At 55.4% G+C, this 26819-nt stretch carries 25 protein-coding genes; 18 read left to right on the forward strand and 7 right to left on the reverse strand.

Annotation, left to right across the window (positions count from 1 at the left end):
- Nucleotides 1–3: 3 nt before the first annotated feature.
- Complete coding sequence (locus QKW35_RS03000; protein WP_282350661.1) at nucleotides 4–1206, reverse strand: aspartate aminotransferase family protein; 1203 nt, start codon at nucleotides 1204–1206, stop codon at nucleotides 4–6.
- A 270-nt stretch (nucleotides 1207–1476) separates the two neighbouring features.
- On the opposite strand from QKW35_RS03000, the gene grxD reads away from it, so the two are divergent.
- Entirely contained in the window at nucleotides 1477–1812 is a 336-nt protein-coding gene (grxD, locus tag QKW35_RS03005; protein ID WP_282350662.1) for a Grx4 family monothiol glutaredoxin, read from the forward strand.
- 91 nt (nucleotides 1813–1903) lie between these two features.
- Nucleotides 1904–2506: a peroxiredoxin gene (locus tag QKW35_RS03010; protein WP_282350663.1), complete on the forward strand. Its 603-nt coding sequence runs from the start codon at nucleotides 1904–1906 to the stop codon at nucleotides 2504–2506.
- A gap of 76 nt (nucleotides 2507–2582) precedes the next feature.
- Here the strand turns inward: QKW35_RS03010 and rnt are convergent, their stop codons facing one another.
- Nucleotides 2583–3233 (reverse strand): ribonuclease T, encoded by a 651-nt coding sequence (gene rnt, locus QKW35_RS03015; protein ID WP_282350756.1) that lies wholly within the window; start codon nucleotides 3231–3233, stop codon nucleotides 2583–2585.
- 236 nt (nucleotides 3234–3469) lie between these two features.
- On the opposite strand from rnt, the gene QKW35_RS03020 reads away from it, so the two are divergent.
- The 12 genes from QKW35_RS03020 (at nucleotide 3470) to QKW35_RS03075 (ending at nucleotide 17875) form a co-directional block, all read left to right on the forward strand.
- Entirely contained in the window at nucleotides 3470–4324 is an 855-nt protein-coding gene (locus tag QKW35_RS03020; RefSeq protein ID WP_282350664.1) for a flagellar protein MotY, read from the forward strand.
- A gap of 122 nt (nucleotides 4325–4446) precedes the next feature.
- Nucleotides 4447–5673: an argininosuccinate synthase gene (locus tag QKW35_RS03025; protein ID WP_282350665.1), complete on the forward strand. Its 1227-nt coding sequence runs from the start codon at nucleotides 4447–4449 to the stop codon at nucleotides 5671–5673.
- A 134-nt stretch (nucleotides 5674–5807) separates the two neighbouring features.
- Entirely contained in the window at nucleotides 5808–7382 is a 1575-nt protein-coding gene (locus QKW35_RS03030) for a tetratricopeptide repeat protein (protein ID WP_282350666.1), read from the forward strand.
- 174 nt (nucleotides 7383–7556) lie between these two features.
- On the forward strand, nucleotides 7557–8594 hold the full coding sequence (locus QKW35_RS03035) for a hydroxymethylglutaryl-CoA reductase (RefSeq protein WP_282350667.1): 1038 nt from the start codon (nucleotides 7557–7559) through the stop codon (nucleotides 8592–8594).
- Nucleotides 8594–9622, forward strand: coding sequence for a type 2 isopentenyl-diphosphate Delta-isomerase (gene fni, locus QKW35_RS03040; protein WP_282350668.1), 1029 nt, complete (start codon nucleotides 8594–8596; stop codon nucleotides 9620–9622). The genes QKW35_RS03035 and fni overlap by 1 nt, the downstream gene beginning before the upstream one ends.
- A gap of 15 nt (nucleotides 9623–9637) precedes the next feature.
- Nucleotides 9638–10804, forward strand: a complete 1167-nt coding sequence (locus tag QKW35_RS03045; protein WP_282350669.1) for a hydroxymethylglutaryl-CoA synthase — start codon at nucleotides 9638–9640, stop codon at nucleotides 10802–10804.
- A complete protein-coding gene (locus QKW35_RS03050; protein ID WP_282350670.1) occupies nucleotides 10804–11796 on the forward strand; it encodes a mevalonate kinase family protein in 993 nt (330 codons plus the stop codon). The genes QKW35_RS03045 and QKW35_RS03050 overlap by 1 nt, the downstream gene beginning before the upstream one ends.
- Complete coding sequence (locus tag QKW35_RS03055; RefSeq protein WP_282350671.1) at nucleotides 11780–12721, forward strand: mevalonate kinase family protein; 942 nt, start codon at nucleotides 11780–11782, stop codon at nucleotides 12719–12721. The genes QKW35_RS03050 and QKW35_RS03055 overlap by 17 nt, the downstream gene beginning before the upstream one ends.
- The gene (gene mvaD / locus QKW35_RS03060) at nucleotides 12714–13706 is read left to right on the forward strand and encodes a diphosphomevalonate decarboxylase (protein WP_282350672.1); all 993 of its coding nucleotides are present in this window, start codon (nucleotides 12714–12716) and stop codon (nucleotides 13704–13706) included. Before QKW35_RS03055 ends, mvaD begins: the two co-directional genes overlap by 8 nt.
- Nucleotides 13707–13730: 24 nt before the next feature.
- Nucleotides 13731–14075 carry an Lcl C-terminal domain-containing protein gene (locus QKW35_RS03065; protein ID WP_282350673.1) on the forward strand — a complete coding sequence of 115 codons (345 nt, stop codon included), beginning with the start codon at nucleotides 13731–13733 and terminating at the stop codon, nucleotides 14073–14075.
- 30 nt (nucleotides 14076–14105) lie between these two features.
- Nucleotides 14106–16463, forward strand: coding sequence for a DNA polymerase II (locus tag QKW35_RS03070; protein WP_282350674.1), 2358 nt, complete (start codon nucleotides 14106–14108; stop codon nucleotides 16461–16463).
- A 104-nt stretch (nucleotides 16464–16567) separates the two neighbouring features.
- Nucleotides 16568–17875: an ABC1 kinase family protein gene (locus QKW35_RS03075; RefSeq protein ID WP_282350675.1), complete on the forward strand. Its 1308-nt coding sequence runs from the start codon at nucleotides 16568–16570 to the stop codon at nucleotides 17873–17875.
- On the opposite strand, the gene QKW35_RS03080 is transcribed toward QKW35_RS03075, so the two are convergent.
- Entirely contained in the window at nucleotides 17872–18498 is a 627-nt protein-coding gene (locus tag QKW35_RS03080) for a TetR/AcrR family transcriptional regulator (protein ID WP_282350676.1), read from the reverse strand. The genes QKW35_RS03075 and QKW35_RS03080 overlap by 4 nt on opposite strands.
- 561 nt (nucleotides 18499–19059) lie before the next feature.
- Here QKW35_RS03080 and QKW35_RS03085 point away from each other — a divergent pair.
- On the forward strand, nucleotides 19060–19533 hold the full coding sequence (locus tag QKW35_RS03085; RefSeq protein ID WP_282350677.1) for a CBS domain-containing protein: 474 nt from the start codon (nucleotides 19060–19062) through the stop codon (nucleotides 19531–19533).
- Between the two features lie 530 nt (nucleotides 19534–20063).
- Here the strand turns inward: QKW35_RS03085 and QKW35_RS03090 are convergent.
- Genes QKW35_RS03090 through QKW35_RS03100 form a run of 3 tightly spaced genes read right to left on the reverse strand, consistent with a single transcriptional unit; the run spans nucleotide 20064 to nucleotide 22957 of the window.
- The gene (locus QKW35_RS03090) at nucleotides 20064–20729 is read right to left on the reverse strand and encodes a LutC/YkgG family protein (protein WP_282350678.1); all 666 of its coding nucleotides are present in this window, start codon (nucleotides 20727–20729) and stop codon (nucleotides 20064–20066) included.
- 12 nt (nucleotides 20730–20741) lie between these two features.
- Nucleotides 20742–22145, reverse strand: a complete 1404-nt coding sequence (locus QKW35_RS03095; RefSeq protein WP_282350680.1) for a LutB/LldF family L-lactate oxidation iron-sulfur protein — start codon at nucleotides 22143–22145, stop codon at nucleotides 20742–20744.
- A 14-nt stretch (nucleotides 22146–22159) separates the two neighbouring features.
- Nucleotides 22160–22957, reverse strand: a complete 798-nt coding sequence (locus QKW35_RS03100) for a (Fe-S)-binding protein (protein WP_282350682.1) — start codon at nucleotides 22955–22957, stop codon at nucleotides 22160–22162.
- A gap of 147 nt (nucleotides 22958–23104) precedes the next feature.
- Between QKW35_RS03100 and QKW35_RS03105 the strand changes: the two genes are divergently transcribed.
- From QKW35_RS03105 to QKW35_RS03115, 3 genes are all read left to right on the forward strand, one after another.
- Entirely contained in the window at nucleotides 23105–23827 is a 723-nt protein-coding gene (locus QKW35_RS03105; RefSeq protein ID WP_282350684.1) for a FadR/GntR family transcriptional regulator, read from the forward strand.
- Between the two features lie 25 nt (nucleotides 23828–23852).
- Nucleotides 23853–24797, forward strand: coding sequence for a LysR substrate-binding domain-containing protein (locus QKW35_RS03110; protein ID WP_282350686.1), 945 nt, complete (start codon nucleotides 23853–23855; stop codon nucleotides 24795–24797).
- 85 nt (nucleotides 24798–24882) lie between these two features.
- Nucleotides 24883–25680 carry a DUF1338 domain-containing protein gene (locus QKW35_RS03115; protein WP_282350688.1) on the forward strand — a complete coding sequence of 266 codons (798 nt, stop codon included), beginning with the start codon at nucleotides 24883–24885 and terminating at the stop codon, nucleotides 25678–25680.
- Between the two features lie 60 nt (nucleotides 25681–25740).
- On the opposite strand, the gene QKW35_RS03120 is transcribed toward QKW35_RS03115, so the two are convergent.
- Nucleotides 25741–26802 carry an arginine N-succinyltransferase gene (locus QKW35_RS03120; protein WP_282350690.1) on the reverse strand — a complete coding sequence of 354 codons (1062 nt, stop codon included), beginning with the start codon at nucleotides 26800–26802 and terminating at the stop codon, nucleotides 25741–25743.
- Nucleotides 26803–26819: the final 17 nt, after the last annotated feature.

Raw genomic sequence — 26819 nt, forward strand, 5'->3', positions numbered from 1 at the left:
GTGTTAAACACGCGGCTTGGCACGATCGTCAGCAGAGTAGATCTTGATCAGTTTGGAAATGGTGTTTACCAGCAGGTCCGCTTCTGTATCGGACATGATCAGTGGAGGTAGCATACGGACAATCTTGCCACCGCCAGTCACGTTCAGCAGAACACCTTTTACTTTGGCAAGTACGGCCAGTTCGGTACCGGCTTCGGTCAGCTCGATGGCGATCATCAGGCCGCGACCACGTACTTCTTTAACGTATTCGGCACCGCTTAATTGCTCGCGGAAGCCGTTGACAATGCGCTCACCCAGCTGTTTGGCACGCTCTGCCAGACCCTCGTTGCAAATAGTGTCTACAACGGCCAGGGCTGCGGCGGATGCCAGCGGGTTGCCACCGAAGGTGGAACCGTGGTTGCCAGGTACAAATACTTTCGCTGCGTTGCCGCTTGCCAGGCAGGCGCCGATCGGCATGCCATTACCCAAACCTTTTGCAGTGGTAACTACGTCAGGCACGATACCGCTCTGCTGGTAAGCAAAGTAAGTACCCGTGCGGCCGTTGCCGGTCTGAACTTCGTCCAGCATCAGCAACCAATCCTGTTCATCACAGATATCGCGCAACTGCGCCAGGTAATCATCCGCCGGGATCATTACACCGGATTCACCCTGAATCGGCTCAACCAGAATAGCTACTACATTAGGGTTGTTGGCCGCGATGGTGCGAATTGCATCTACATCGTTAAAAGGTGCACGGACAAAGCCCGCTACCAGCGGCTCGAAGCCTGCCTGGGCGGAACGGTTGCCGGTGGCACTCAGGGTTGCCATGGTACGACCGTGGAAAGAGTTTTCCATCACGATGATGGTAGGCAGATCGATGCCTTTTGAGTGGCCGTATCGTCGCGCGATCTTGATGGCAGCTTCGTTCGCTTCAGCGCCGGAGTTGCCGAAAAATACGTTGTCCATGCCTGAGATGCGAGTCAGGCGTTCAGCCAACTGCTCCTGCAGGGGAATAGAGTAGAGGTTGGAAGTGTGTATCAGGCGGGCAGCCTGCTCGCTGATAGCGTGAGTTACAGCTGGGTGTGCGTGACCCAGACCGGTAACAGCGATGCCGCTCAGAGCGTCCAGATACTTGTTTCCATCCGTGTCATACAACCACGCGCCTTCACCGCGTTCAAAAGCAACTGAAAGCCGGTTGTAGGTCTTCATTACTGGCTCTAGTGCCATAATCCTCTCCATACAACGCAAAAAGGCAGCTAACAGCTGCCACTAAAAAGCCGATTCTATGTGGTGTCTATCCCTTAATCAACCTCTCATTATTGAACGCGCCAGAGATAATAGAAATCGATTAGTAGATGCTAATAAGTTTCTGCTATCGCCCTGATTGAATTTTCTAAATATACATTAACAGAGTGATATGGTCGGATATGTGTTAAGATTTCTGCACGTGAAGACAGACACACGGTGTCTTCAAAGTGAAAGCAGATAGGTGTATGAATGAGCGTTATCGATACCATTAAAGAGCAGATTGAAAACAACGACATCCTGCTGTACATGAAAGGCACGCCACGTTTCCCGCAGTGTGGTTTCTCCTCCCGCGCGTCCGAAGCGGTGATGGGTTGTGGTGAGCGTTTTGCATTCGTGAATATTCTGGAAAACCCGGAAATACGTGCAGAGCTGCCTAAGTATGCAAACTGGCCGACCTTCCCACAGCTGTGGATCAAAGGTGAGTTGATTGGCGGCTGCGATATCATCTGTGAAATGGCTGCATCCGGCGAGCTGGAAGAGCTGATCAAGGAAGCTTCTGCATCTGATGAAGCAAGCGCCGAGTAATAAAAATTTATAAAAGAGAGGCTTGCAGCTGCGGGCCTCTCTTTTATTATGGAAACTCAAAACGAACTATACCCACATACGGAGACAAACAATGGGCGTACTCGTAGGTAAACAGGCACCAGATTTTACAGCTCCAGCAGTACTGGCTAACGGTGAAATCGTAGATGCTTACACGCTGTCTGAAGCAGTTAAAGGCAAGAAAGCCGTAGTATTCTTCTACCCGCTGGATTTCACTTTTGTTTGTCCTTCTGAGCTGCTGGCATTTGACCACCGCATCGAAGAATTCCAGAAGCGTAACGTTGAAGTGATCGGTGTATCCATCGATTCTCACTTCTCCCATAACGCTTGGCGTAACACGCCGGTAAACGAAGGTGGTATCGGCCCTGTTAAGTACACTCTGGTAGCGGACATGACTCACGCAATCTGCCAGGCGTACGACGTTGAATCTGAAGGCGGTGTTGCATTCCGTGGTTCTTTCCTGATCGACGAAGACGGTCTGGTACGTCACCAGGTTGTTAACGATCTGCCACTGGGCCGTAACGTTGACGAAATGCTGCGTATGGTTGACGCGCTGGCATTCCACCAGGAGCACGGTGAAGTGTGCCCAGCGGGCTGGAACCAGGGTGACAAAGGTATGGTTGCTTCCCCAGAAGGTGTGGCGGCTTACCTGACAGAAGAAGCTGACAACCTGTAAGTCAGGCTCTTCAAACGTTTATAAAAAACCCGCCTGATGGCGGGTTTTTTGTGTCTGTCTGGGGCGTTTGGATGGCTCAGGCGCCGAAGCCGAACTCGTCTTCGTACTCTTCCTGACCGGCCAGTACCATGTCCCAGCCGCCGAGGTCTTTCCAGCGGTTAACGATGGAGCAGAACAGTTCGGCGGTTTTCAGGGTGTCGTACAGGGCAGAGTGAGCCTGTTTGCCGTCAAACTCGATATCTGCCACTTCACAGGCTTTCGCCAGCACGGTCTGACCGTAAGCAAGTCCGGACAGGGTGGCGGTGTCGAAGCTGGAGAACGGGTGGAACGGGTTGCGCTTCACGTCGGTGCGTTCTGCTGCTGCGTTTACAAATCCCTGATCGAAAGCGGAGTTGTGGCCAACCAGAATGGCGCGCTTGCAGTCGTGAGATTTGATCGACTTGCGGATCGGCTTGAAAATGCTCTCCAGCGCTTCGCGTTCGCTTATTGCGCCACGGTCCGGATCAAACGGGTCGATGCCGGTGAAGTCCAGTGCCGCTTTCTCCAGGTTGGCGCCTTCAAACGGCTCTACATGGGCTTCGTAGTATTTGTCGACCAGCAGGTAGCCGTTGTCATCCATTGTGAGGGTGGCGGCAGCGATCTCCAGCAGTGCGTCGGTCTTGGCGTTAAAACCTGCAGTTTCTACGTCAACCACAACTGGGAGAAACCCGCGAAAGCGGTTGGCCATGGGGTGTTTATACGGATCAGGACGGCTCAAGAGATTCCCTTACTTTCTGAAATTGCTCATAGTTTGTTCGCCATTCTACCAGCGTTGCTTTTTGATAGCTAAGGAAGCTGTGGGCAAGGTCGTAAGTCCCGCAGGGAAAGTCCCGGATGTTTTTCTCGGAGCCTAAAGGTGTTGTCGTTAGAGCCGAAAGAGATAAGATAACCGTTTGATTGTTTCAAATTGACAGGTGCGTTGTTGTGTTCACAAGACTGATTCCCGTTCTGCTGCTCTGGTTGATCAGTACCGTTGTTCATGCAGTGAGCTATCGCGCAACGATTGAAGACTCCAACTGGGAGCTGGAATCCTCCATCTTCGTATGCCGCCTGTCCCATGAAATACCCTCCTTTGGCCGTGCTGTCTTTGAGCACGAAGCCGGCGAAAATGTTCACTTCTTGCTGGATCCCACAGAGAAGGGGCACTTTGCCAAAGGTGCAATGCTGGTGTCTGAAGCACCGCCTTGGCGTCCGGGGTTGCTGACCAAAGCGATCGGTCCGGTGAAGGCGGTCAAAAGTGGCGAGTTGGATGTAAAAACCGATTATGCCAAAGCGATGTTGGCGGCCCTGCACAAGGGATTGATGCCAACCTTCACTACCGAAACCTGGTACGGGACGCCGGAATATCTGCGCGTTTCGGTGTCTGCGGTGAACTTCCGCAATGCCTACAACGACTATGTTGGTTGTGTTGCACAGTTGCTGCCGGTGAATTACCGCCAAGTGGCGCGTACCGCGGTGTTGTTCCCGCCGGGTGAGTGGCGTCTGTCCGACTCCACCCGTGAGCGCCTGGATCTGATTATTCTCTACATCAAGAACGACAACAGCGTGCAGTCGGTGTATGTGGACGGCCACAGTGATTCAGCCGGTCGCCGACTGGCCAACCGAGACCTGTCCAAGAAGCGTGCTGAAGTGGTGACCGATTACTTCGTGAAAAATGGTTTGAGTGACGATATGGTCACCACCCGTTACCACGGTGAGCGTTATCCGGTGGTGCCGAACACCACGAAAGAGAACCGTGCCCGTAACCGCCGTGTAACAATTCGTCTGGAAAAGGAATAGCGCTGATATTTAAGCGCTAGAGTACCTTACCAGGCGTAGTGCTTATCTGATATAATCCCGCCCCTGTTTCTTACAACCGGTCGCGTTCTGCGGCCGACGTTTGCACAAGTTGGAGCTTGAGAATGTCCGAAATTAAGAAGGTTGTTCTGGCCTATTCCGGTGGACTGGACACTTCCGTAATCGTCCGCTGGCTGCAGGATGAGTACAACGCTGAGGTAGTAACCTTTACTGCCGACCTGGGTCAGGGTGAAGAAGTAGAACCTGCACGCGCTAAAGCGGAAGCGCTGGGCGTGAAAGAGATCTACATCGAAGATCTGCGCGAAGAGTTTGTACGTGATTTCGTATTCCCAATGTTCCGTGCAAATACTATCTACGAAGGCGAATACCTGCTGGGTACTTCCATTGCCCGTCCTCTGATTGCTAAGCGTCTGGTTGAGATCGCTCAGGAAACAGGTGCCGATGCTATCTCTCACGGTGCGACCGGTAAGGGTAACGACCAGGTACGTTTCGAAATGGGTGCTTACGCGCTGATGCCGGGTGTGCACGTAATTGCACCATGGCGTGAGTGGGACCTGAACTCCCGTGAAAAACTGATGCAGTACTGTGAAGACCACAACATCGAAGTGGACTTCGCGAAGAACAAGAAAAAGTCTCCGTACTCCATGGACGCCAACCTGCTGCACATCTCTTACGAAGGCGGCATTCTGGAAGATCCTTGGGCGGAAGCTGAAGAAGATATGTGGCGTTGGTCCGTATCTCCGGAGCAGGCTCCAGACGAAGCAACATACCTGGAGCTGACGTACGAAAAAGGCGACATCGTGGCGATCGACGGCAAGCGCATGAGCCCGGCTACTGTTCTGGAATACCTGAACAAAGTAGGTGGAGCAAACGGTGTAGGTCGACTGGACATCGTAGAAAACCGCTTCGTGGGCATGAAGTCCCGTGGTTGCTACGAAACTCCGGGGGGCACCATCATGTTGAAGGCGCACCGTGCAATCGAGTCCATCACACTGGATCGTGAAGCAGCGCACCTGAAAGATGAGCTGATGCCGCGTTACGCGAAAGTGATCTACAACGGTTTCTGGTGGTCAGAAGAGCGTAAGATGCTTCAGCAGGCGATCGACTACTCCCAGCGCAACGTAAACGGTGACGTTCGCGTGAAACTGTACAAAGGCTCTGTCGATGTTGTCGGCCGCCGCTCTAAGGACTCTCTGTTCGATGAAAGTATCGCAACTTTCGAAGACGATGCAGGTTCTTACGATCAGAAAGACGCAGCGGGCTTCATTAAGCTGAACGCTCTGCGTATGCGTATCGCTGCCAGCAAAGGCCGTGACCTGCTGGAAGACTGATTAGCACTCACCTAGAGTCATAGAAAAGCCCTGCGTTGAAAGCGCAGGGCTTTTTTTATACGCACGTTTGGTTCTTTTTGCCCGTGGCGGGAAAACTGTGCTACGTTTGACTCAATCTTGTTGTGCAAAAGCCTATGGAAATCAATTACTCAGGAAAGTCGGTTCTGATCGTCGACAATAAGCTCTCCGAGCTTGGCGCGTTGCGAGAAATTCTTGAGCAATTGGGCGTAAAGCGCGTTCAGGTCGCATCATCCGTTAACATGGCCCTCAGTCTGATGAGGGTGGAGGTCTATGATCTCTGTTTCGTGAATTACGATCTGGGACGAGATGAGAAAAACGGCCTGCAGCTACTGCTGGAAGCTAACTCCGAAAAACTGTTGAGTCGGCGCAACCTTTTTGTGCTGGTGGTGGATACTGAGCGTTCACACCTGTTATTCGGCTCGCTGGAAAACTCCCCCGATACCTATATCTCCAAACCTTATGATCCGGTCAGTGTACGCGCCCGGCTGGACAAGGTGATGCGCGTTAAACATGTTACCGAGTCGATTGATTCGTTGATGGATGACGGTAGCTGGGTTGAGGCGTTATCACAGTGTGATCACCTCTCCTCAATGTTCCCGGGGCTGCACTTGTACCTCAGTCGTCTGAAGGGGATTATTCTGTTGCAGTTGGCGCGCTACGAGGAGGCGGCAGACCTGTTCGAATCGCTGATCGAGCGGCGAGACCTCCCATGGGCCGAGGTTGGGCTGGGGGCCGCCTTCTATCATCTGGGACGCTATGACGATTCGTTGAGAATGCTGAACCGGGTGGTTGATAACGAACACCTGTGTGTGGAAGCGTTCTCCTGGCTCGGTCGGGCATACTGGGCCAAGGGGGCATTGCAGCAGGCGATTACTCTAATGCGCAAGGCAGTCATGCTGCAACCAACCTCTCCGCAGCTTCAGCGTGAACTGGCGGATCTGGCCGCGCAGGCCGAAGATTGGAATATTGCTATCGATTCCTATCGGGCGGCAATCCGTTATGGTCGCAACTCCGTGTTCCAGGAACCCTCTTCCTATTTTGGGTTGGCTCGCGCACTGGCGCATAAGATGAGCAAGGCGGGTGATACCGACGAGCTGGAAGGGGAGGTGATCCGCTTACTGGAAGATGTGGTGCTGGATCATCAGGGCTTTGAGGAAGTGGGGTTGTCCGCCAAGCTCTGCGGCAGTGATGTCTTCCGTATCGGCAAAGTCGAGGGGGTGTCTGAACAGCGTATGCGAGATGCCTGGGCGATGTTCCAGCGACTGGAAAGTGACGTGCAGTGTGCCTGGTTGGATGCGATTGTAGATGCCTCCAGCGATAGTCCGCTGGCCAACGAAATCAATGAGAAGAAAAAGGCCCTGGCCAATGTGATGGTGACTCTGAGTTGGGGTAAGGCCAACCTCAAGGCGATGATCAGTTTCCGAAAAGGGGAGCTGAACAGCGCCTTCAAACTGTTCCGTGAAGCACACCGGTTATTGCCAAATCACGTCGGGATTGCGCTGAACCTGGTACAGACCGGTATCGAGTTGGCGCGGCGAGTTGCCGATAACTCTGAGGTCCTGTTGTGCTGTGATATGGTGCTGGCGGATATCCGTTTTGGCGAGTTGTCCGCCCGACAGCAGGCGCGTTTCCGGTCGTTGGCCCAGCGCTGTGCTGAAATTGAACGTCATCTACCCGAAGTGGGCTGAAAGAGCTCGCGGCAGAATTTTGAGCGCTGTCTAGCGCTTTGATCTAAATCCCCATGAGCTGTTGGGCCAATTGCATTCACCGGGTCAGGTAGCTAAAATCGCCGCCAGCCAGAATTTAATCCAGCGGGCGCTCCTTCTGGTATCTCTTTGCCCGAGTCTACACGTTGAAAAACCATGAAAGCACATAAAATCCAGCAAGCTCCTGTTCCTATGCGTAACGTGGGGCCACTGAAGATCAGTGGTCCGGTACTGGACGAGAAGGTGACTGTACCGCTGGCGACTTACGAAACACCGCTATGGCCGTCCGTAGGTCGAGGTGCACGGGTATCAACGCTGGTAGAGGGCGGCATCAAGACCACCGTGATTGACGAGCGTATGACCCGCTCAATCCTGCTGGAAGCGGAAGACGCTACCGAGGCGATGCTGGCGTTGGAATCGATCAAGGCCCGCCGTGACGATCTGCAGGCCGTTGTGGCAACGTCCAGCCGTTTTGCCAAGCTGATCGACATGAACAGTCAGATCGTGGCAAACCTGATCTACCTGCGTTTGGAATTCACCACCGGTGATGCGTCCGGTCACAACATGGTGACCAACGCCGCAGACAAGATTATTCCATGGCTGCTGAATGAATACCCGCAGCTGCGTTACTCCTCCATCTCCGGCAACTACTGCTCCGACAAAAAAGCGACGGCTGTGAATGGCATTCTTGGCCGTGGCAAGTACGTGGTGTGTGAAATCACCATTCCGCGTGACATCTGCGAACGTCGCCTGAAGACCACGCCGGAGAAGGTGGTTGATCTGAACATCAAGAAAAACCTGATCGGTACCATGATCGCCGGTGGTTTGCGCAGTGCCAACGCCCACTACGCCAACATGCTGCTGGCGTTCTACCTGGCCACCGGACAGGATGCGGCCAACATCATCGAGGGTTCCCAGGGTATCGTGCACGCCGAAGTGCGTAACGGTGACCTGTACTTCTCCTGCACCCTGCCAAACCTGATCATGGGTACTGTGGGCAACGGTAAAGGCCTGGACTTCGTGGAGGAGAATCTGCGTGCATTGGGTTGTAAAGAGGATCGCGAGCCGGGTGCAAACTCCCGCCGTCTGGCTGCCATCTGTGGTGCGACTGTGCTCTGTGGTGAGCTGTCCCTGCTGGCGGCACAGACCAATCCGGGTGAGCTGATGGAAGCTCACATCAAACTGGAACGCTGATGTCTGATCCAACCAACGAACGCAAGATCGAACATATTCGCGCGATTGAGCACGATCCGGCAACAGATCGCGACTTCCGCTATTTTGATCGTATCCATCTGATGCACCGTGCTTTGCCGGAGCTGAGCCTGGATGAGATCGACACCACCACCCGTTTTCTGGATAAAGAACTCAGCTTCCCGCTGCTGATCTCATCCATGACCGGCGGGGATCACGAGTTGGTGACCACCATCAACCGTAACCTGGCGATTGCCGCAGAAGCGACCGGTGTTGCCATGGCAGTCGGTTCTCAGCGTGTAATGTTCAGTTCACCGCAGGCGCGGGAGAGTTTCGACCTGCGTAAGCAAGCGCCATCCACTGTATTGATCGGCAACATCGGTGCGGTGCAGCTGAACTACGGTATGGGTGCCGATGAAGCGAAGCGTGCGATCGATTGCCTGGACGCTGACGGTCTGTACCTGCACCTGAATCCGTTGCAGGAGGCGGTCCAGCCGGAAGGGGATACTAATTTTACCGGCCTTCAGCAGAAGATTGCCGCGCTGGTAAAAGCGCTGGATAAACCTGTTTTGTTTAAAGAGGTGGGCTCGGGCCTGTCTCCGGCGGATATTGAGCTTGGTTTGTCGGCCGGTATTCGTCACTTCGATCTGGCCGGTACCGGCGGTACTTCATGGAGCCGGATCGAACATCATCGTCGCAAAGACGGCTCCGATCTGGGCCTGCGCTTTCAGGATTGGGGCATCCCAACACCCAAAGCGCTGCAACTGGCGGAGCCATATCAAGATCGCGCGGCCTTTATTGCCAGCGGTGGTCTCAGAGATGGGATTGATATGGTGAAATCTGTTATACTCGGCGCCTCTTTGTGTGGTATCGCAGCGCCTTTGCTGAAACCTGCTATGGAATCAGCAGATGCAGTGATTGCGGAGATCGAACGGATGCGCCGCGAATTTACCACCGCCATGTTTCTGCTGGGTGTCCCGAATGTTCCTGCGTTATTCCGGAACCGGGCCCTGATTCTTGAAGAGTGTTGAGGATCGAGACGTTTTATGTCTGTCGGTATTGACGAAATTAGCTTCTATACATCGAACTACTATCTGGATTTGCGCACCTTGGCAGAAGTGCAGCAAACCGATCCGGATAAGTACTATGAAGGCATCGGTCAGGAAAAGATGGGTATGGCCGCGCCTGATGAAGATGTCGTCACCATGGCTGCGAATGCTGCGCTGCCGCTGATCGAGCGCGTAGGAACCGACGCTGTCAGCACTTTGATGTTTGCCACCGAGACCGGTATCGACCAGTCCAAAGCCGCGGGTGTTTATGTGCACCGTCTGCTGGGAATGAACAATAATTGCCGCGTAGTTGAGATGAAGCAGGCGTGCTACAGCGCAACGGCTGCGATCCAGATGGCGTGTGCTTTGGTTGCCCGTCAGCCTGAGAAAAAGGTGCTGGTGATTGCATCTGACGTGGCCCGTTACGACCTGGATTCTCCGGGCGAAGCCACCCAGGGATGTGGTGCTGTGGCGATGCTGATCTCTGCCAATCCACGTCTGCTGGAGATCGATCCGGAAGTGGGTAACCACACCGAAGACGTGATGGACTTCTGGCGTCCGAACTACCGTGCCACCGCACTGGTAGACGGCAAGTACTCTACCAAGATTTACCTGCGTGCGCTAAAAAAAGCCTGGGAAAACTTCCGTGAAGTCAGCTCCCTGGCGTTCGATGATTTCAGCCACTTCTGTTACCACCTGCCGTTCAGCCGTATGGCCCAGAAAGCTCACCAGCACCTGGCTAAACTGAACAAGGCGGACCTGACGCCGGAACAGATCGAAGGGCAGATCGAAGATACGTTGCTCTACAACCGCATTATCGGTAACAGCTACACGGCGTCGATGTACATCGGTCTGACCTCGCTGCTGGAAAACTGCAAGCAGAATATCGCCGGTAAGAAGATCGGTTTCTTCAGCTACGGCTCTGGCTGTGTAGCGGAGTTCTTTTCCGGTACGGTTGTGGCAGGCTACGAGAAGTACCTGCACCGCAGCGAACACAAGGCGATGCTGGACGAGCGCGAGGAAGTTTCCTACGAGAAATACCTCGAACTGTACCGCTACCCTGATCCACGTGACGGTTCCGACCTGACCATCGAAAAAGTGACTACCGGACGCTTCCGTCTGGCCGGTTTCAATCAGCACAAACGGGAATACGTCGCGAGCTGATGAACGCAATTGCCCCGGGTAAGGTCATCCTGAGTGGCGAGCACTCGGTGGTGTACGGGGCGCCTGCCATCGCGATGGCTGTGAGCGAGTCAATCCAGGCTCGCTTTTCCCCCGACAACTCCCAATCCCTTACGATCGACAGCGGCGAAGGTGAACCTTTCGTCTATCCGCTGGCGCGTTTGCCTGATCTGCAGCAGCAACTCAACCAGCGTTACGGTGACTTTGAAGCAGGGCTATTGCCTGTGGATAAGATCATGGACACACCACAGACCTTGCTGCTCTATGCCTTGTCCCATTTTGACTATCTGCCTGCGGGCACACTGACCACAGCATCGACTCTGCCTACCGGTGCTGGTATGGGCTCGTCTGCCGCGGCGATCGCCGCCACGCTGGTATTGGCAGAGCAGCTGTCAGGACACCCCCTGTCTCTGCAGGAGCGCTTTTCCCTGGTCCGTTATTGCGAACGTTTGCAGCACGGACGGGGCAGTGCGATCGATGCAGCGGCGGTGACCCACGGTGGATTGATTCAGGTGCAAAATGCTGAAGTGATCCGTCTGGAATGTCACTTGGGCGCGGGCTGGTACCGTATCAACAGCGGTCGTCCGGTTGTGTCTACCGGTGAATGCGTGGCCGCGGTGCGTGAGGCATATGGGGCGAGTGCGATCTGGTCGGAGTTTGCCGATATTACCCAGGCTATTCCTGAAGCACTGAATCAGCCCGAGCGCTTAACCACTTTACTGCGAGCGAACCATCAACTGTTGCGGCAGATCGGGGTGGTGCCTGCTCCAGTAACTAAATTTATTGCTCAGGTGGAACAATTGGGGGGCGCGGCCAAGATCAGTGGCGCCGGTGCCAATCGTGGTGAACAGGGGGGATTGATTCTGGTGTACCTGCCGGATAGTGCACTCGCAGACTTGCGCACCCTGAGCAATCAATACAACTATCAGATATCAGCTTTAACTGAGGATCGTGAAGGTGCACGTAGCATCTGAGATTAAGGTTTCTGCGCCTGGCAGCATCATGCTGATGGGTGAACACGCGGTGCTGTTCGGACACCGTGCTCTGGCCTGTGCTGTGGATAAATACATGCACGTGTCCCTCCAGCCCCGTGATGATCGCGATGTGGTGATCGACTCGGCCCTGGCGAACTACCACAGCTCACTGGATCAACTGGCCGACGATGACCGCCTGAGTTTTGTACTGGCAGCGATCCGTCGTTTCCAGTCCCAACTGCCGTCCGGTTTCACCCTGAGCATCCGCTCCGAGTTTTCCCACACCGTGGGACTGGGCTCCTCTGCAGCGGTTACCGCTGCCGTGGTAGCGGCTATCATGGCCTTCGCAACCGGCGAACAGCCCGGCAAAGAGCAGTTGTTTGATCAGGCGCTGGCGGTGGTGCATGAGGTACAGGACGGGCGTGGTTCGGGTACTGATCTGGTGGCATCGGTGTACGGTGGTCTGATCGCCTATACGGTGAAACCGCGCCAGATCGAAGCGCTGACGGGCATTCCACCGATCAGCCTGTATTACGCGGGTTACAAGACGCGTACGCCGGATGTATTGAAGATTGTTGAAGCACGCAGTGCCAGCCAGTCGCAGATCTATACTGACCTGTATAAGCTGATGCATCAGACAACGGTGGCGGCAGAATCCGCCATTGCCGCACAGGACTGGAGAGAGTTGGGTAAACTGATGGATATCTATCAGGGCCTGATGGACGCGTTGGGTGTATGTGATAAAACCATCGCCGATATGATCTGGCGCCTGCGCGGTTCCGATCAGATCGACGGTGTTAAGATCTCGGGCTCCGGATTGGGAGACTGTGTGATTGCGCTGGGGCGTGATGCCACACTCGAGATGCCATATGAAGAGATTCCGGTTGCTGTTTCCGCCAAAGGGGTTGAGGTGAATTATGCGTAAGATCGACGTGATTAAAGGACTATTACCGGAAACCGTGCAAGCCGGTGAACGGGGTGAAGCGTTTGCGCCAAGTAACATCGCCCTCTGCAAATACTGGGGTAAGCGCGATCGCGAACTGAACCTGCCGATCAACGCCAGCCTGTCTGTATCATTGGCGCACCTGGGCTCCAAAACCGTGATTACCGAATCCAAGACCGGCGAAGACCGCGTGGTACTGAACGGTATCGAACAGGCCAGCGACAGCAAGTTCGCCCGCAAGGTGGTGGACTTTGTGTCCCTGTTCCGCGGCGATCTGCAGCAGCCGGTGCTGGTAAGCACCGAAAACAATATCCCAACCGCCGCGGGTCTGGCGTCTTCCGCATCCGGATTTGCGGCGCTGATGCTGGCCCTGAATCAGTTCTACAACCTCAACCTGACCGATGCCCAGCTCTCCGCCTGTGCCCGGATGGGCAGTGGCAGTGCGTCCCGTTCCATCTTTACCGGGTTTGTCGAATGGCAGATGGGCCACCGCGATGACGGTATGGATAGCCATGCGGTCCAGCTGGATTACCCATGGCCGGACCTGTGTATCGGCTTGGTGAAAGTGGCGACCGGCGAGAAAAAAGTCGATTCCCGTGCCGGTATGCAGCGCACCGTGGAAAGCGCCCACCTCTACCAGAGCTGGCCGCTGCAGGCTGCGGCCGATCTGGAAAAGCTGCACCTGGCGATCGAGCAGCAGGACTTTATGTTGCTGGGTGAAACCGCCGAGCAAAACGCACTGTCGATGCACGCCACCATGATCGCGTCCTGGCCGCCGCTGCTCTACTGGCAGCCCGAGTCCGTGGCCGCGATGCACAAACTCTGGGATCTGCGTGCCAACGGGTTGCAGGTGTACTTCACCATGGATGCTGGGCCAAACCTCAAACTGCTGTTCCAAAAGCAGGACCAATCCGCATTGGAGGCAGCGTTCCCTGGATTGGAAGTGGTGGCACCGTTCGCCAGTTGATTGGCTAATGCAGGGAGCAAAGCGATGTTGAAAGCAGTACTGATTGCGCTGGTGGCGGGCATTGTCGCCGTGGCAATTTTTATCATGCTGGCGGTCAAAAGCAGTGCCGAGCTTAGCTACCGCGAAGCGGGCGAGGCCGAGTACAACTGGCAGGGCGCCTATGCCTATTGCGAGGCTGAGGGTGGTCGCCTGCCGAATATCCTGGAGCTGACCGGCCTGATGTATCGCGATGCACTGAGCAACAAAAAAAACGACTACTGGAGCCGTACCGGAATGTTTGGTTATGCATTTGGCGCCAATACGAAATCCAACATTCTCAGCTTTGACCGTTTTGGTGATATTGATCACGTTGTTTGTGTGCGTGGCTGATTCACATCTTCTCAGTGCGTGGAGTGGACGATGAACCACTCCGCGGCTGTATCTCCCCCCATCCGCCCCGGCTTTTTGCTGACCCGTCAGCAACAGGATCAGGCTGACGGCATCTGCCTGCATTACTGGGTGTGTGGCCCCGACGGTCCCTTTACCGTGGATATTCCCGCGCAGGAGTCGGTGTTCTTTATCCACGATGAACAGGTTGAAACTGTCCGCCAGGTGCTGGCGGGGATTTCCGGCTGGCGCGTCCAAAAGGTGGAGCTGAAAGACCTCAACCAGTTGGGGGTGAGTGCGCTCTATAGCACCAGCCTGAAAGTACAGCGACAGGCGATAGAATGTCTCCAGCGCGCCAATGTGCCGCTGCTGGAAGAAGATATCCGTCACGCCGACCGCTACCTGATGGAACGCTTTATCCAGGGGGCGGTGGATGTGTACCAGCGTGACGGACAAACCCTGCTGAAACCGGGCACCTACGTACCTGATTTCCGGGTGTTGTCGATCGACCTGGAAACCACCATGCGTGCCGACAAGATCCTCTCCATTGGTTTATACAGCGACCGGCTGCAGCTGGTGTTGATGACTGGGGAGGGGCAGGATCAGCCCGGTCTGGAGTTCCTGCCGGATGAGCGAGCACTGCTGAAACGCTTTGTGGCGGTGGTGCAGGCGGAAGACCCGGATATCTTTATCGGCTGGAACGTGGTGGGTTTTGATTTCCGTGTGCTGCAGCAACGTGCCGATGCCCTGAAGATGCCATTGATGCTGGGGCGCGACAAACACCCGATGCAGATGCACCAGTCAGGGCAGGGGAAGTGGTTTGTGCGCATGGGGGGGCGAATCGTACTGGATGGGATCGATACCATGAAAGGCGCCACCTTCCAGTTTGACAGCTTTTCGCTGGAGTATGTGTCCCGTCATTTTCTGGATCGTGGCAAGCTGATCGACCATGTGGAACAGCGTGGCGACGAGATCCAGCGTCTCTACCACGAAGATAAGGAAGCGCTGGCCCGCTACAACCTGGAAGACTGCCGCCTGGTCTGGGATATCTTCGAGAAAGCCCAGTTGTTGCATTACCTGGTGGAACGCGCCCGCCTAACCGGCTTGCCGCTGGACAAGGTGGGCGGCTCGGCAGCAGCCTTCGATAACCAGTATCTGCCGCTGATGCACCGGGCCGGTTATGTGGCGCCGGAGTATGCCTCGGGCCAGTCCGGCCTGGATGCGCCGGGTGGTTATGTGATGGACTCGCTGCCGGGGCTTTACCGGCAGGTGTTGGTGTTGGACTTTAAGAGCCTGTACCCCAGCATCATACGCACTTTCAAGATCGATCCGGTGGGCATGGCGGAAGGGCTGCAGGAAGGCGCCATTGAAGCGCATCTGGTACCCGGCTTTAACCACGCGATCTTCGACCGGGAGAGCTGTATCCTGCCGGGCCTGATCGAAGGTTTGTGGCAGGCGCGTGATCAGGCGAAACTGGAGAAGAACCAGCCGCTGTCTCAGGCGATCAAGATCATCATGAATTCCTTCTATGGGGTGCTGGGGTCCAACGTCTGCCGTTTCTACGATCAGCGCCTGTCCAGCTCCATCACCCTGCGTGGGCATGAGATCCTCACCCGCACCAAAGCCTGTATCGAAGAGCAGTTTGGCCACAGGGTCATCTATGGCGATACCGACTCGGTGTTTGTCTGGCTGGGGGATGACTACCCGGAAGAGGACGCTGATACGCGGGGTAAAGAGCTGCAGGACTATCTGAACAGCTGGTGGCAGCAGGAGCTGAAGGAGCGTTTTGACCTGCCCAGCTTCCTGGAACTGGAGTACGAAACCCATTACACCCGCTTCCTGATGCCGCGTATGCGCCACTCGGAAAAAGGCACCAAGAAGCGCTACGCCGGACTGCAGCGCATGGCGGATGGTGGCAGCAAGATGGTGTTTAAGGGGTTGGAAAACGTGCGTACCGACTGGACCCCGCTGGCCCGCGAACTGCAGCAGGAACTCTACGAGCGGATCTTCCGCGAACAGCCGTGGCGGGATCTGTTGAAGAGCCGCGTGGCCGCTGTGCGTACTGGCGAGTTGGATGACCAGTTGGTGTACCGCAAACGTATTCGCCAGCCGCTGGCAGAGTACACCCGCAACCGGCCACCCCACGTGCAGGCGGCGTTAAAGGCCGAGCAGGTTTACCTGGAAAAAGGACTCCTTACGCCGTTCCGTCCGGGGGCATATGTGGAGTATGTGATCACAGTGAACGGACCGGAGCCATTGGAGTTTCTGCGTTCGCCGATCGACTACCAGCACTATATCGACAAGCAGGTGCAGCCGGTGGCGGATACTATTCTCACTTTTATCAACGAAGACTTCGACCGTCTTACGGCCCCTCAGTACCGCCTGTTCTAGGGCGGCAGTCGATCAACGTTACGTTTGGCAGACAGCTTTCCCAACTACACTTTATATAACCGTTCCCCACACTCATCACAAAGCATCGGAGGTGAGATACGGTTGTGGCCAAAGAGAAACCCCTGCCTATAGATCGGACCAGCCGTTTCCTCAAGATGGGACAAATTGTCGGTGGCCTCGCCGTAGGCGCGCTTCGAGAAGGCGCAAACAATCTGGTAGCGGGTAAACCGCTAAAGGCAAATGAGCTGCTACTGACGCCAGGAAATGCCAGGGAGCTGACCAATCGCCCATCGGAGATGCGTGGTGCTGCCATGAAAGTCGGCCAGTTGCTGTCGATGGAGGCGGGCGACTACCTACCGCCGGAGCTGACTCAGGTATTAGCAGCCCTGCGTGAAAGTGCTCATCCCATGCCTCGCGGTCAGGTCGAACTGGCGATGCAAAATGTTTGGGGGCGGGGCTGGGAGGCCGAGTTTGAGCATTTCACCTACCAGCCGATTGCAGCAGCATCAATCGGCCAGGTGCATGAAGCGGCTACCTACGACGGGCGAAGATTGGCGCTAAAAATCCAGTATCCAGGGGTGCGTAAAAGCATCGACAGCGATGTGGATAATGTCTCGGCCCTGTTCCGTTTCCTACGCCTGATTCCACAGGACTATGATATTGAGCCCCTGCTGGTGGAGGCGAAAGAGCAGCTCCACCTGGAAGCGGATTATCAAGCTGAGGCGGCCAGTATCGAGGCCTACCGCCAATGTATCGGCGCCGATGGCGGGTTTGAACTACCCAGGGTTGATATCGCACGGACCACTCCCGAACTGCTAACCATGTCCTTTGTCTCCGGAGTGCCGATCGAAACGCTGGAAGATGCGCCTGTCCGTCTCCGCAATCAGATCGCGACACGGCTGGTGGCGTTGGTGTTGAAGGAGGTGTTTCAGTGGGGGCTGGTGCAAACCGATCCGCACTTCGGAAACTACCGCTATCAGGCTGAGCAGGATCGCATCGGATTGCTGGATTTTGGGGCTACGCGGCATTATGCACCGGAATTCATCGCTAGCCTGCGCCGTCTGCTGAAAGCCGCACGGCTGGGCAATATCGCTGCGATCGAGGAGCTGGCGGTGGAGCTGGGTTATCTGCGACCTGATGAAGCCGCGCCGTATCGGCAGGGCTTATGTGAAATGCTCTACGCAGTGGCCGAGCCGTTACGGCAACCGGGGCCTTTTGACTTCGGCCACTCGGACCTGTCAAAAAGGGTGGCAGAGCATGCCATATCGCTACGCCTGCATCAGCGCTACCTGCATTTTCCACCTACCGATCTGTTGTTCCTGCACCGCAAGTTTGGCGGCACCTATCTGCTATGTGCGCGCCTGAAGGCCGAGGTGGATGTAAACCGCCTGGTTGAACTTTATCTGCACTAGTCTTTTGCTTGCTTGGCAAACCAGACCCCTGCTGACTTGTCCGCTCTGGAAAGCAGTTCCAGCAGTTTTGCATGGGCCTTGGCTTGTTCGTCGCTGTCGTCTCGACACCAAGCCCGCAGGGTGGTCAAAAAAATTCCCGTTAATACGATCTCTTCGAGCTGCCGGCGTCGGCCACTGGCGTGCAGTCCAGCACTGTCGCGCCAGAGCTGTACCAGGCGTGACAGGTCAAACACCATCGGCACCCAATGATGGATATGCGAAGTATGCAGCTTGGAACCTAGCATCTGTGCCGTCACATGGTGAAAGGGTGCCAGGGCTTCGAACCAGCGCCAGATGATGTATTCCAGACGTGCCTTGACCGGTAACTTGTTCACCTGCTCCGCTTTCAGCGCCAGCATCGACTCTAAAGCATGCTCGAACCAGGCATCGGCAAGCGCATTGGTATCGGGGTAGTGGTGGCGAATCTCACTGACCGTTGTACCGCATCGCTCCGCTAACTCCGCGATGCTGAGGTCGTACCAGTTGTCCTGTTCCTGCGCCAGCTCAAGTGCGGCCTCGAGTATCTGTTCCGGCTCTAATGCTTCGGGTGCTTCTGATTTCTGCTTTTTATGTTTTCCACTCATAACTCTGTCCTGTCCGATAAGGATAGGTGAGGGTAGGTGTTCACCTGGGACCTACCTGGTCATGCGTCCAGCGTTGCGAACACCGCTTTAGAAAAAGTATAGGGCACCAGCAATCACCTCTGTTATTCAGGCAGGAATTGGAGCTGGGACATTGAAGTTGAAGACGCTTGCTGCCAGAACAGAGGTTAGTCGGTTCACCTGTAGACTCAGGTCGGTTCAACCACAGGTAATAGCTAGTGCCAATAGCATTTCGTGTTAGTTCTTAAGACGGCATTTAGTGGGTACAAAGTTTAGCTTGATGCGAACCGTCGAAAATTGTTATGCACAATTCTGGATGAGTCGTTTTATCCAGTGCACTGTTTTTGCCCCTGGTTGTTTATTGGTCAGGCTAAATGCAGGTTTTTAGCGTGCTGCGAAAGAGTGATGTAACCTGCTGATTGTGGGCGAATTTGGGGCTGTCTGTTGTGAAATGACCGAATTCGTGCACTTGATATTTATCAAAGACGTGCTTGTTTTTAAAAGGGTATTAACGGTTTCAGATGCAACCTGGAGATCGCAGTTATGACCAAACAAGCACGAGATATCATGAGCCATGACCTGTTCGTCGTTTCACCGGAAATGTCCCTGGTGGAGATGGACAAGGCGCTCGCCACCGAGAATATTAGTGGGGCTCCTGTGATGGAAGACGGTACGTTGGTGGGCATCGTGACCAGCACCGATATTGGCCAGACGTTCTCCAATAACCTGAAAAGTGAGGAAGGGGAGGCCAGCTACTACTGGCATAGCAACGGTACGCTGACCAGCCTGATATTTGGGGCAGATGCCGATGACAGTGCGCTGGCTGACCGGATTCGTGCCTGTAAGGTAGCGGATATCATGACCCGGAAAGTGATATCAGTAGATCCGCATGATGATGTGAAAAAAGTAGCGCAGTTGATGACGGAATATAAGATTCACCGGGTGATCGTTGTGGAGAATGACAAGCCGGTGGGAATTATTACCTCGTTGGATATGGTGGGGTTGCTGGGGCAGTGAGCGCCAGCAGGGTTGAATTACCTTGGTACCCGTAGCAGCGGGCTCCGACCGCGACTTGATATTAGCCCGGTGTCTATCCCCGCTGTACGGATTTAGTTTCCCTCTTCGCCCTGTAAGGGCGAGATAAGGGGAGTCTCTGAACTCCCCTTATCAATGTCTGCGCGACCCGCCCCACACCTCCGCTACTTGTCGGGCAAAGCCCGGTCTCCTGTGCGTTTCACAAATCAAACGAAGCAAATACACTCGGCCTTTGGCCTCATACAGAATTGGCTCTTAATCATTTGATTTGCGAAATGCTCGGCGGCGCAGAGGGGAGTAGAGTCCGTGCCAACCGATAAGTTGGGAGCCGTAAGGTTCTCTGTAGGGCAGGCTTTAGCCTGCCGGTAGCCTGCCGGTAGCCTACCGGCAGCCTCAAGGCTGCCCTACAAACGTATCGTTCACAGGTTTCGTTCAGACATAAAAAAACCGCCAGGAGAGGCGGTTAAAGAGGTTGGAGCGAGGTTGAAAGCTCCACATCAACCAATCAACGATTAATCGTTAATCAGGAGAATCACTAAAGTACGTGGACCGTGTGCACCCATCTGCAGCTTCTGCTCGATGTCGGCACTGCGGGAAGGTCCGGTAATCATGTTTACGGTACGCGGCATCACGCCGTTGTGGGCAGTGCGCAGCTGTTTCCAGGCATCCTCGTACGGCCCCACGATGGTGGAGGCGTGCAGCACGACCATGTGAACGTCCGGCAGGAAGTTCAGGGTGGTTGGGCTGTCAGAGCTGGAGTGCAGCATCAGCGTGCCGGTCTCGGCGATACCGGCGAAGCTGCTGGTGATGCTCGCCATGTCGCCTACCTGACCCACACGTTCGCTCAGCTGGATATCACCCAGTGCGGACCAGTCCAGCGCCTTCAGCTCAGGGCTGCTGGCTGTGATCAGTTCCTGGATGTTCGCCTTGTGCAGCCATTCGCTGGCTGCCATCGGTACTTCGGCGATGCTGGCCAGTTCGATGATCTCCGCCGCTGCTTCGATCGCCATATCCTTGAACAGTTGCACCTGTTCCGCCTGCGGCAGCAGGGCTCGCTTCGGGATCAGGTTGTTGTCTTTTGCCGCCAGGCGGCTTTCCGCCGCGGCGCGCTGTGTGGCATTTGGTTCACCACGACCCAGGCCGCGGCGGATGTTGCCCAGAATTTCTGCTTTGCTCATCGTTCGCTCCTGTTATCGCTTGCCCTGTTTCCACTGGTCCATAAAGGTCTGGCCTTCCGGTGCCGGCATATCACGCCAGTCGGTCCAGCCGCCCGCCAGTGGCAACTTGTTGATACGGCCTTTCTTGCCCGCCATTTTCTTCATAAACCAGGCGGAGCTGCGCGATACCCAACGGTAGAGGGCAGGGCGCTTGGCAAAGAAGCCCCAACCGGAGATGCCGTAACGCACGGCTTTCGGGCTTAGGTGCTTCTCGAATTCGTTTTCACGCCAGTGACGCATCAGCTTCGGCAGCGGGATACGGACCGGACATACCGACTCACACTTGCCACAGAAGGTGGAGGCGTTTGGCAGCAGGCCCGCATTTTCGATACCGATCATCTGTGGCGTCAGTACGGACCCCATCGGGCCCGGGTACACCCAGCCGTAACTGTGACCACCCACCGCGCCGTATACCGGGCAGTGGTTCATACAAGCAGAGCAGCGGATACAACGCAGCATGTCCTGCAGTTCGGTACCCACCATCTCGGAGCGGCCATTGTCGACCAGCACCACGTGGAAGTTTTCCGGACCGTCCTGATCGCCTTCACGGCGCGGACCGGTGGAGAGGGTGTTGTAGACCGTGAACTCCTGACCGGTGGCGGAACGTGCCAGCAGACGCTGGAACAGGGTCATATCTTCCAGGGTTGGAACCACCTTCTCGATGGAGGTGATCACGATGTGGGTTTTTGGCAAGGTCTGGGTCAGGTCACCGTTACCTTCGTTGGTGACTATGATGGTAGAGCCGGTTTCCGCGACACAGAAATTGGCGCCGGTGATACCTACGTCGGCTGCCACAAACTTCTTACGCAGCATCTCGCGTGCTTCCTGCATCAGTACTGCCGGGTCGTCGGACTTCGGACGGTGGTGGTGCTTGTGGAACGCTTCGGACACATCTTCCAGGTTCAGATGGATCGCCGGGGCGATGATGTGGCTCGGGTGATCCTCGCGCAGCTGCAGGATGTACTCACCCAGGTCGGTTTCCACCGGCTCGATACCGTTCTTTTCCAGGTATTCGTTGAGGTTCACCTCTTCCGACACCATGGATTTACCCTTGGTAACAGTTTTGGCGCCGACCTGCTGGCAGATGTCCAGTATGGTCTTGCAGGCGTCTTCGGAGGTGCGGGCCCAGTGCACGTGACCGCCGTTCTCAACCACCTTGGATTCGAACTGCTCCAGGTAGATGTCGAGGTTTTCCAGAATATGGTTTTTCAGGTCGCGGGCCTGATCGCGCAGGTCTTCAAACTCCGGCATGCGTTCAACTGCAGCGGCACGTTTGACCGGGAAACCCGCTTTCAGGTTACCCAGCGCTTTCTGCAGGCCAACGTCTTGCAGGGCGATGCGGGCGTTTTCTTTAAACTCAGGACTCTTGATTTGCATGTCTGTCTCCCCGCTTAAACCTGTTTTGCCAGTGCGTATTTGTCCGCATCGGCTTCACCGATCGCAGGCTGATCCAGCATACCGGCCAGAATCTCCACCACGTGGCGAGCTTCCACGGATTTGCCTTCGCGCTTGAGTTTGCCCGCCATGTTCAGCAGGCAACCCAGATCGCCACCCACCAGGGTGTCAGCGCCGGATGCAGAGATAAATTCAGACTTGTTGGAGACCATGCGGTTAGAGATGTCCGGGTACTTCACGCAGAAGGTACCACCGAAACCACAGCAGGTTTCCGCTTCTTCCATCTCTTCCAGTTCCAGGTTGTCCACCTTGCTCAGCAGCTTGCGTGGCTGCTGCTTTACCCCTAGCTGGCGCAGGCCGGAGCAGGAATCGTGATAGGTGATGGTGCCGTCATACTGTGCGCTGATCTTGTCGAAATCCAGCTTATCCACCAGGAAGGACGTGATCTCAAAGGCGCGGGCTTTCAGGTCTTCCGCACGGGCTTTCCAAGGATCACCTTCGTCAAACAGGTCGGCATAATAGTGCAGCATGCCGATGCAGGAACCGGATGGGCCCACCACGTACTCGTAACCATCAAAGGCTTCGATGGTCATCTTGGCAATGTCCTGGGTAGTTTTGCGGTCGCCGGAGTTAAAAGCAGGCTGACCACAGCAGGTCTGTTTCTCAGGAACTTCGACGATACAACCGGCCTGCTCCAGCAGGCGCACGGTTGCAAATGCAACTGTAGGTCTGAACATGTCGGCCAGACAGGTCACAAACAGGCCAACAAGCGGTTGGTGTTCAGCGTTTGGCATGGGGGCTTACCTTGTCATTGTGGGCCTGCTCACGTCTGGCCCATTTATTATTCGTTGTGATGCCTGAAAGATAGGTGAGGGCGAGGATAAAATAAATGCTACACTAGTAACTGGTCTGACCAAGGGGCGGCACCGAAATCTGGGGTATTGAACGGAAACACGAGGGCGGAAGGCGTGTCGGAAGAGCGGTTACTCAGTCAGTCGCTGATGCGGGATCTGCGTGATCAGATTCTGTTTGGCGAGATCGTGCCCGGACAGAAGATTCCCTCGCAGCGTGTACTTGCCTCGGCGCATCAGATTTCCCGTGCCACCGTGCGTGAAGCCTTCACCCTGCTGGAACAGCAGGGCCTGATCGAGACCAGTCAGGGCGCCGCCAGCCGCTGCTGCAATCTGCTCGAACCCCACTTCAAGCTGACTCTGGAAGGGGTGGGTGACAACTTTGAGTTCCAACGTCAGGTGATGGAAGCCCGCGCAGCCTTGGAAGGTGAAGCTGCTTTTTATGCTGCCCGGCGTGCCAGTGATGAACAGCTGCAGAAGCTGGATGAAGAGTTTCACCGCATGCAGGCGCGCAGCGAAGACACCACACTGGCCAAGGCCAAGGCCGATCTTACCTTTCATATGCAGATCGCCGAATCCAGCCACAACCTTTTGATTATCTCCTTCAGCCAGATCTTCTACAGCCGTTACTTCAATGCGATCTACGGTGTGTTGTCGCGCACCCTGAAGAAGTTTGGCCGTTACCCGGATGGGATCTCCAAGCAGCATGCGCAGATACATAAAGCGCTGATGAACCGCGATGCCGAAAACGCACGGCGGGTGGCGCAGGACCATATCCTCTATACGCTGCGATCATTGGAGAAAACCGAGTGAATAAATCTGTGTTGCGAGAGTGCCTGTGAACAACCGACCGCTGCCGCCACTGCGCAGCCTCAGTGTATTTATGGTCGCCGCCCGTTGTGGCAGCTTTAAGCGCGCCGCCGATGAGCTGTGTGTCACCCCGCAGGCAGTGAGCTTGCAGGTACGCACGCTGGAAGAACAACTTGAACTCGAGCTGTTCCAACGGCTGCCAGCCGGGATCAAACTCACCGCTTCCGGAGAGCAACTGCTGGACTATGTGCAGCGCGGCATCGACCTGATCCAGCACGGTATCAAGGATGTGCAGCAGCGCCAGCAACGCCGTCAGCTGAAGATCAGCGCCTCGCCCTGGTTCGCCATCCATTGCCTGCTGCCCAGGTTGGATGAGTTTGAACAGCTGCACCCCGATGTGGATGTAGTGATCAACACCTCCGTCCGTTTCCCCGATTTCACTGCACAACGGTTGGATCTGGCGATCCAGTGGGGTTTTGGCCAGTGGCCGTTTAGCCACAAGCAACTACTGCTTACCGACGACAAACTGCTGGTGTGCGCTCCGAGCCTGTTGGAGAAGGACAAACCACTTAAAGAATACAAAGATCTGGCCCATCACCGTCTGCTCTGTACCGAGCTCTCTGTGGAATTGTGGCGCAAGGTCTTGAATACCCTCGGTGTTGATACGCTGGTGGAGCGCCAGGTGTTACCACTGGACAGTCAGGCGGGGCAGATTGAAGCCACCGTCAAAGGCTTGGGGGTTGCCCTGATCTCTGTCGATGAAGCACGTAAAGGCTGTGAAGATGGACGCTTTGTTGCCCCGCTGGGGGATTCGCGGGTGAGCGAACTGAACCCCGCACTGATGCCGGGTTACTGGCTGGTGGAGCGGGAGGGGGCAGAGCGTGATCCACTGCTGGCTGAATTTATCCACTGGATGAAGGGTTGGCTGTCTGAACATCCGCGTGCTCATAGGCCAAGTTTTTCTTACTCTTGACGCTAAGTTTTATCGTTTGCTCGCAGGTATCGCGAAGCGCACACTCCAGCTCTAATACCAACAAAAACAGAGTGCTGTGACTTCGATGAATACTGAGACTTTTTTTGCTGAACTGTGGCGCGACTACACCTCCATCACCCCGCAGGCTGAGCTAATCAAGCAGATCTTTGCCAAGACCGACGGTGAAGTGATCAACGACCACGTGGCGTTTCGTACCTTCGCCAACACGCCACTGCAGCTGGATAACCTGGAACCGCTGATCCTGTCTCTGGGGTACGAGCGCCAGGACAGCTACAACTTCGAAGCCAAGAAACTGCGTGCCTACAGCTTTATCCACACCGATCCGAAAGCACCGAAGATCTTTGTCTCCGAGCTGCTGATCGATCAGCTGAGTGAAGAAAGCCAGGCGATCATCGGTAAATACACCCAACAGATCGAAGCGAAAGAACTGGATCTGTCTGTGTTCTGGTCCGGCCGCCATTGGGAGATGCCAAGCTTTGAGGAGTACCAGACTCTGATGGCAGAAACCGAATACGGTGCCTGGTTGCTGGCAATCGGTGTACGCGTAAACCACTTCACCGTCAGCGTGAACCACCTGACCAGCAGCGAGACCCTCCAGGATGTGCTGCGCCGTGTGAAAGAAGCAGGGTTTGCAGTGAACACCGTGGGTGGCGAAGTGAAAGGCACTCCGGCAGATCTACTGGAGCAGGGTTCAACCATGGCCGACCGTCAGGCATTTGAGTTTGCGGGCGGTGAAACCCACGAGATCCCAACCTGCTTCTACGAGTTCGCCCTGCGTCATGCAGACATTGAGAAGAATCTGTATCAGGGTTTTATCGCGGCGAATGCGGATAAGATCTTTGAGTCGACCAATGCGGCTTAAGGTTTGATCAGATAGCAAAAAGCCGGCATCCGCCGGCTTTTTTGTGTGTTTACTGTGTTATTAAGCCGCCCGGCTGGTCGGCATTGCTTTGTGCGCTTTACTGTACGCATGCACGTAACGCAAGGTTTCCCCTTCCCTTACATTCAGTGCTTTGGCCGTTTCCGGTGTGATCAGCAGCTCACCATCGTCATTTATACGCGCATGGGTGAGGCCAGAACGGTAGTTTTCCAGCTGGCCGTTGCTGAGCAGCAGCTGCGGATCGTCGTTGCTGATGTCGTGCGTCAGCTTGCAGCGGGCCAAGCGGCTGTCACGTACCGTGTGGATCTCGCGGGTGGCCGACTGTACCGATGGACCGCCGTCGAACAGGTCGATGTAACCGGTGAACTGGAAGCCCTCTTTCTTCAGCATGTTCAGCGCTGGGGCGGAGGAGTCGTGTGGTTTGCCAATCACGTCGCGCGCTGCGGCTGGCAGCAGGTCGGTGTAGATCGGGTACTTTGGCATCAGGTCAGAGATAAACTGTGTGCCTTTCAGCGCTGCCGTATTTACCGCATCCTGGAAATCGATACCGAAGAATGTTCGGCCCAGGTGTTCCCACAGCGGTGAAGTGCCGTTCTGGTCCTGCCAGCCACGCAGCTCGGCGATCACGAGGTCGTTGAAGCATTGCGGGAAGTCGGCCATCAGCAGATAACGGGCACGCGCCAGGAACTGACCCACACCCGGACGGCGGAAATCCGGCAGTACGAACAGTGAACCCACCTCGGTGGTGCCGGTGTAGTCGTTCACCATGCTGAGTACTTTGGTCTGACGGGTTATGTCCAGATCGTTGCTGCTGCTTACCAGTGTGGAGAGCTTGTAATGGTAAAACGGCTTGTTGAGACCAACACCGGTGTAGATCGCACTGGTGCCTACAACGCGGCCGGTTTCGCTGTCTTCCAGCACCATAAAGTAGGTGTTGCTCTGAGTTGGGTTGCAGCCGTTGGAAAAGGCTTTTTGCGAGGCCTCGATTTTTTCACACCAGGCCGCTTCGTCGGCTGGCATCGAGGTCATGCCGTTACCGACAGCATGAGAGATCGTCATCAGGTCGTCGAGATCCTGCAACGCACATGGGCGGATGATCAGCATAGTGTTTCCCCTTCTTA

Source organism: Pontibacterium granulatum (genome assembly GCF_029961155.1).
Taxonomy (GTDB): domain Bacteria; phylum Pseudomonadota; class Gammaproteobacteria; order Pseudomonadales; family Balneatricaceae; genus Pontibacterium; species Pontibacterium granulatum.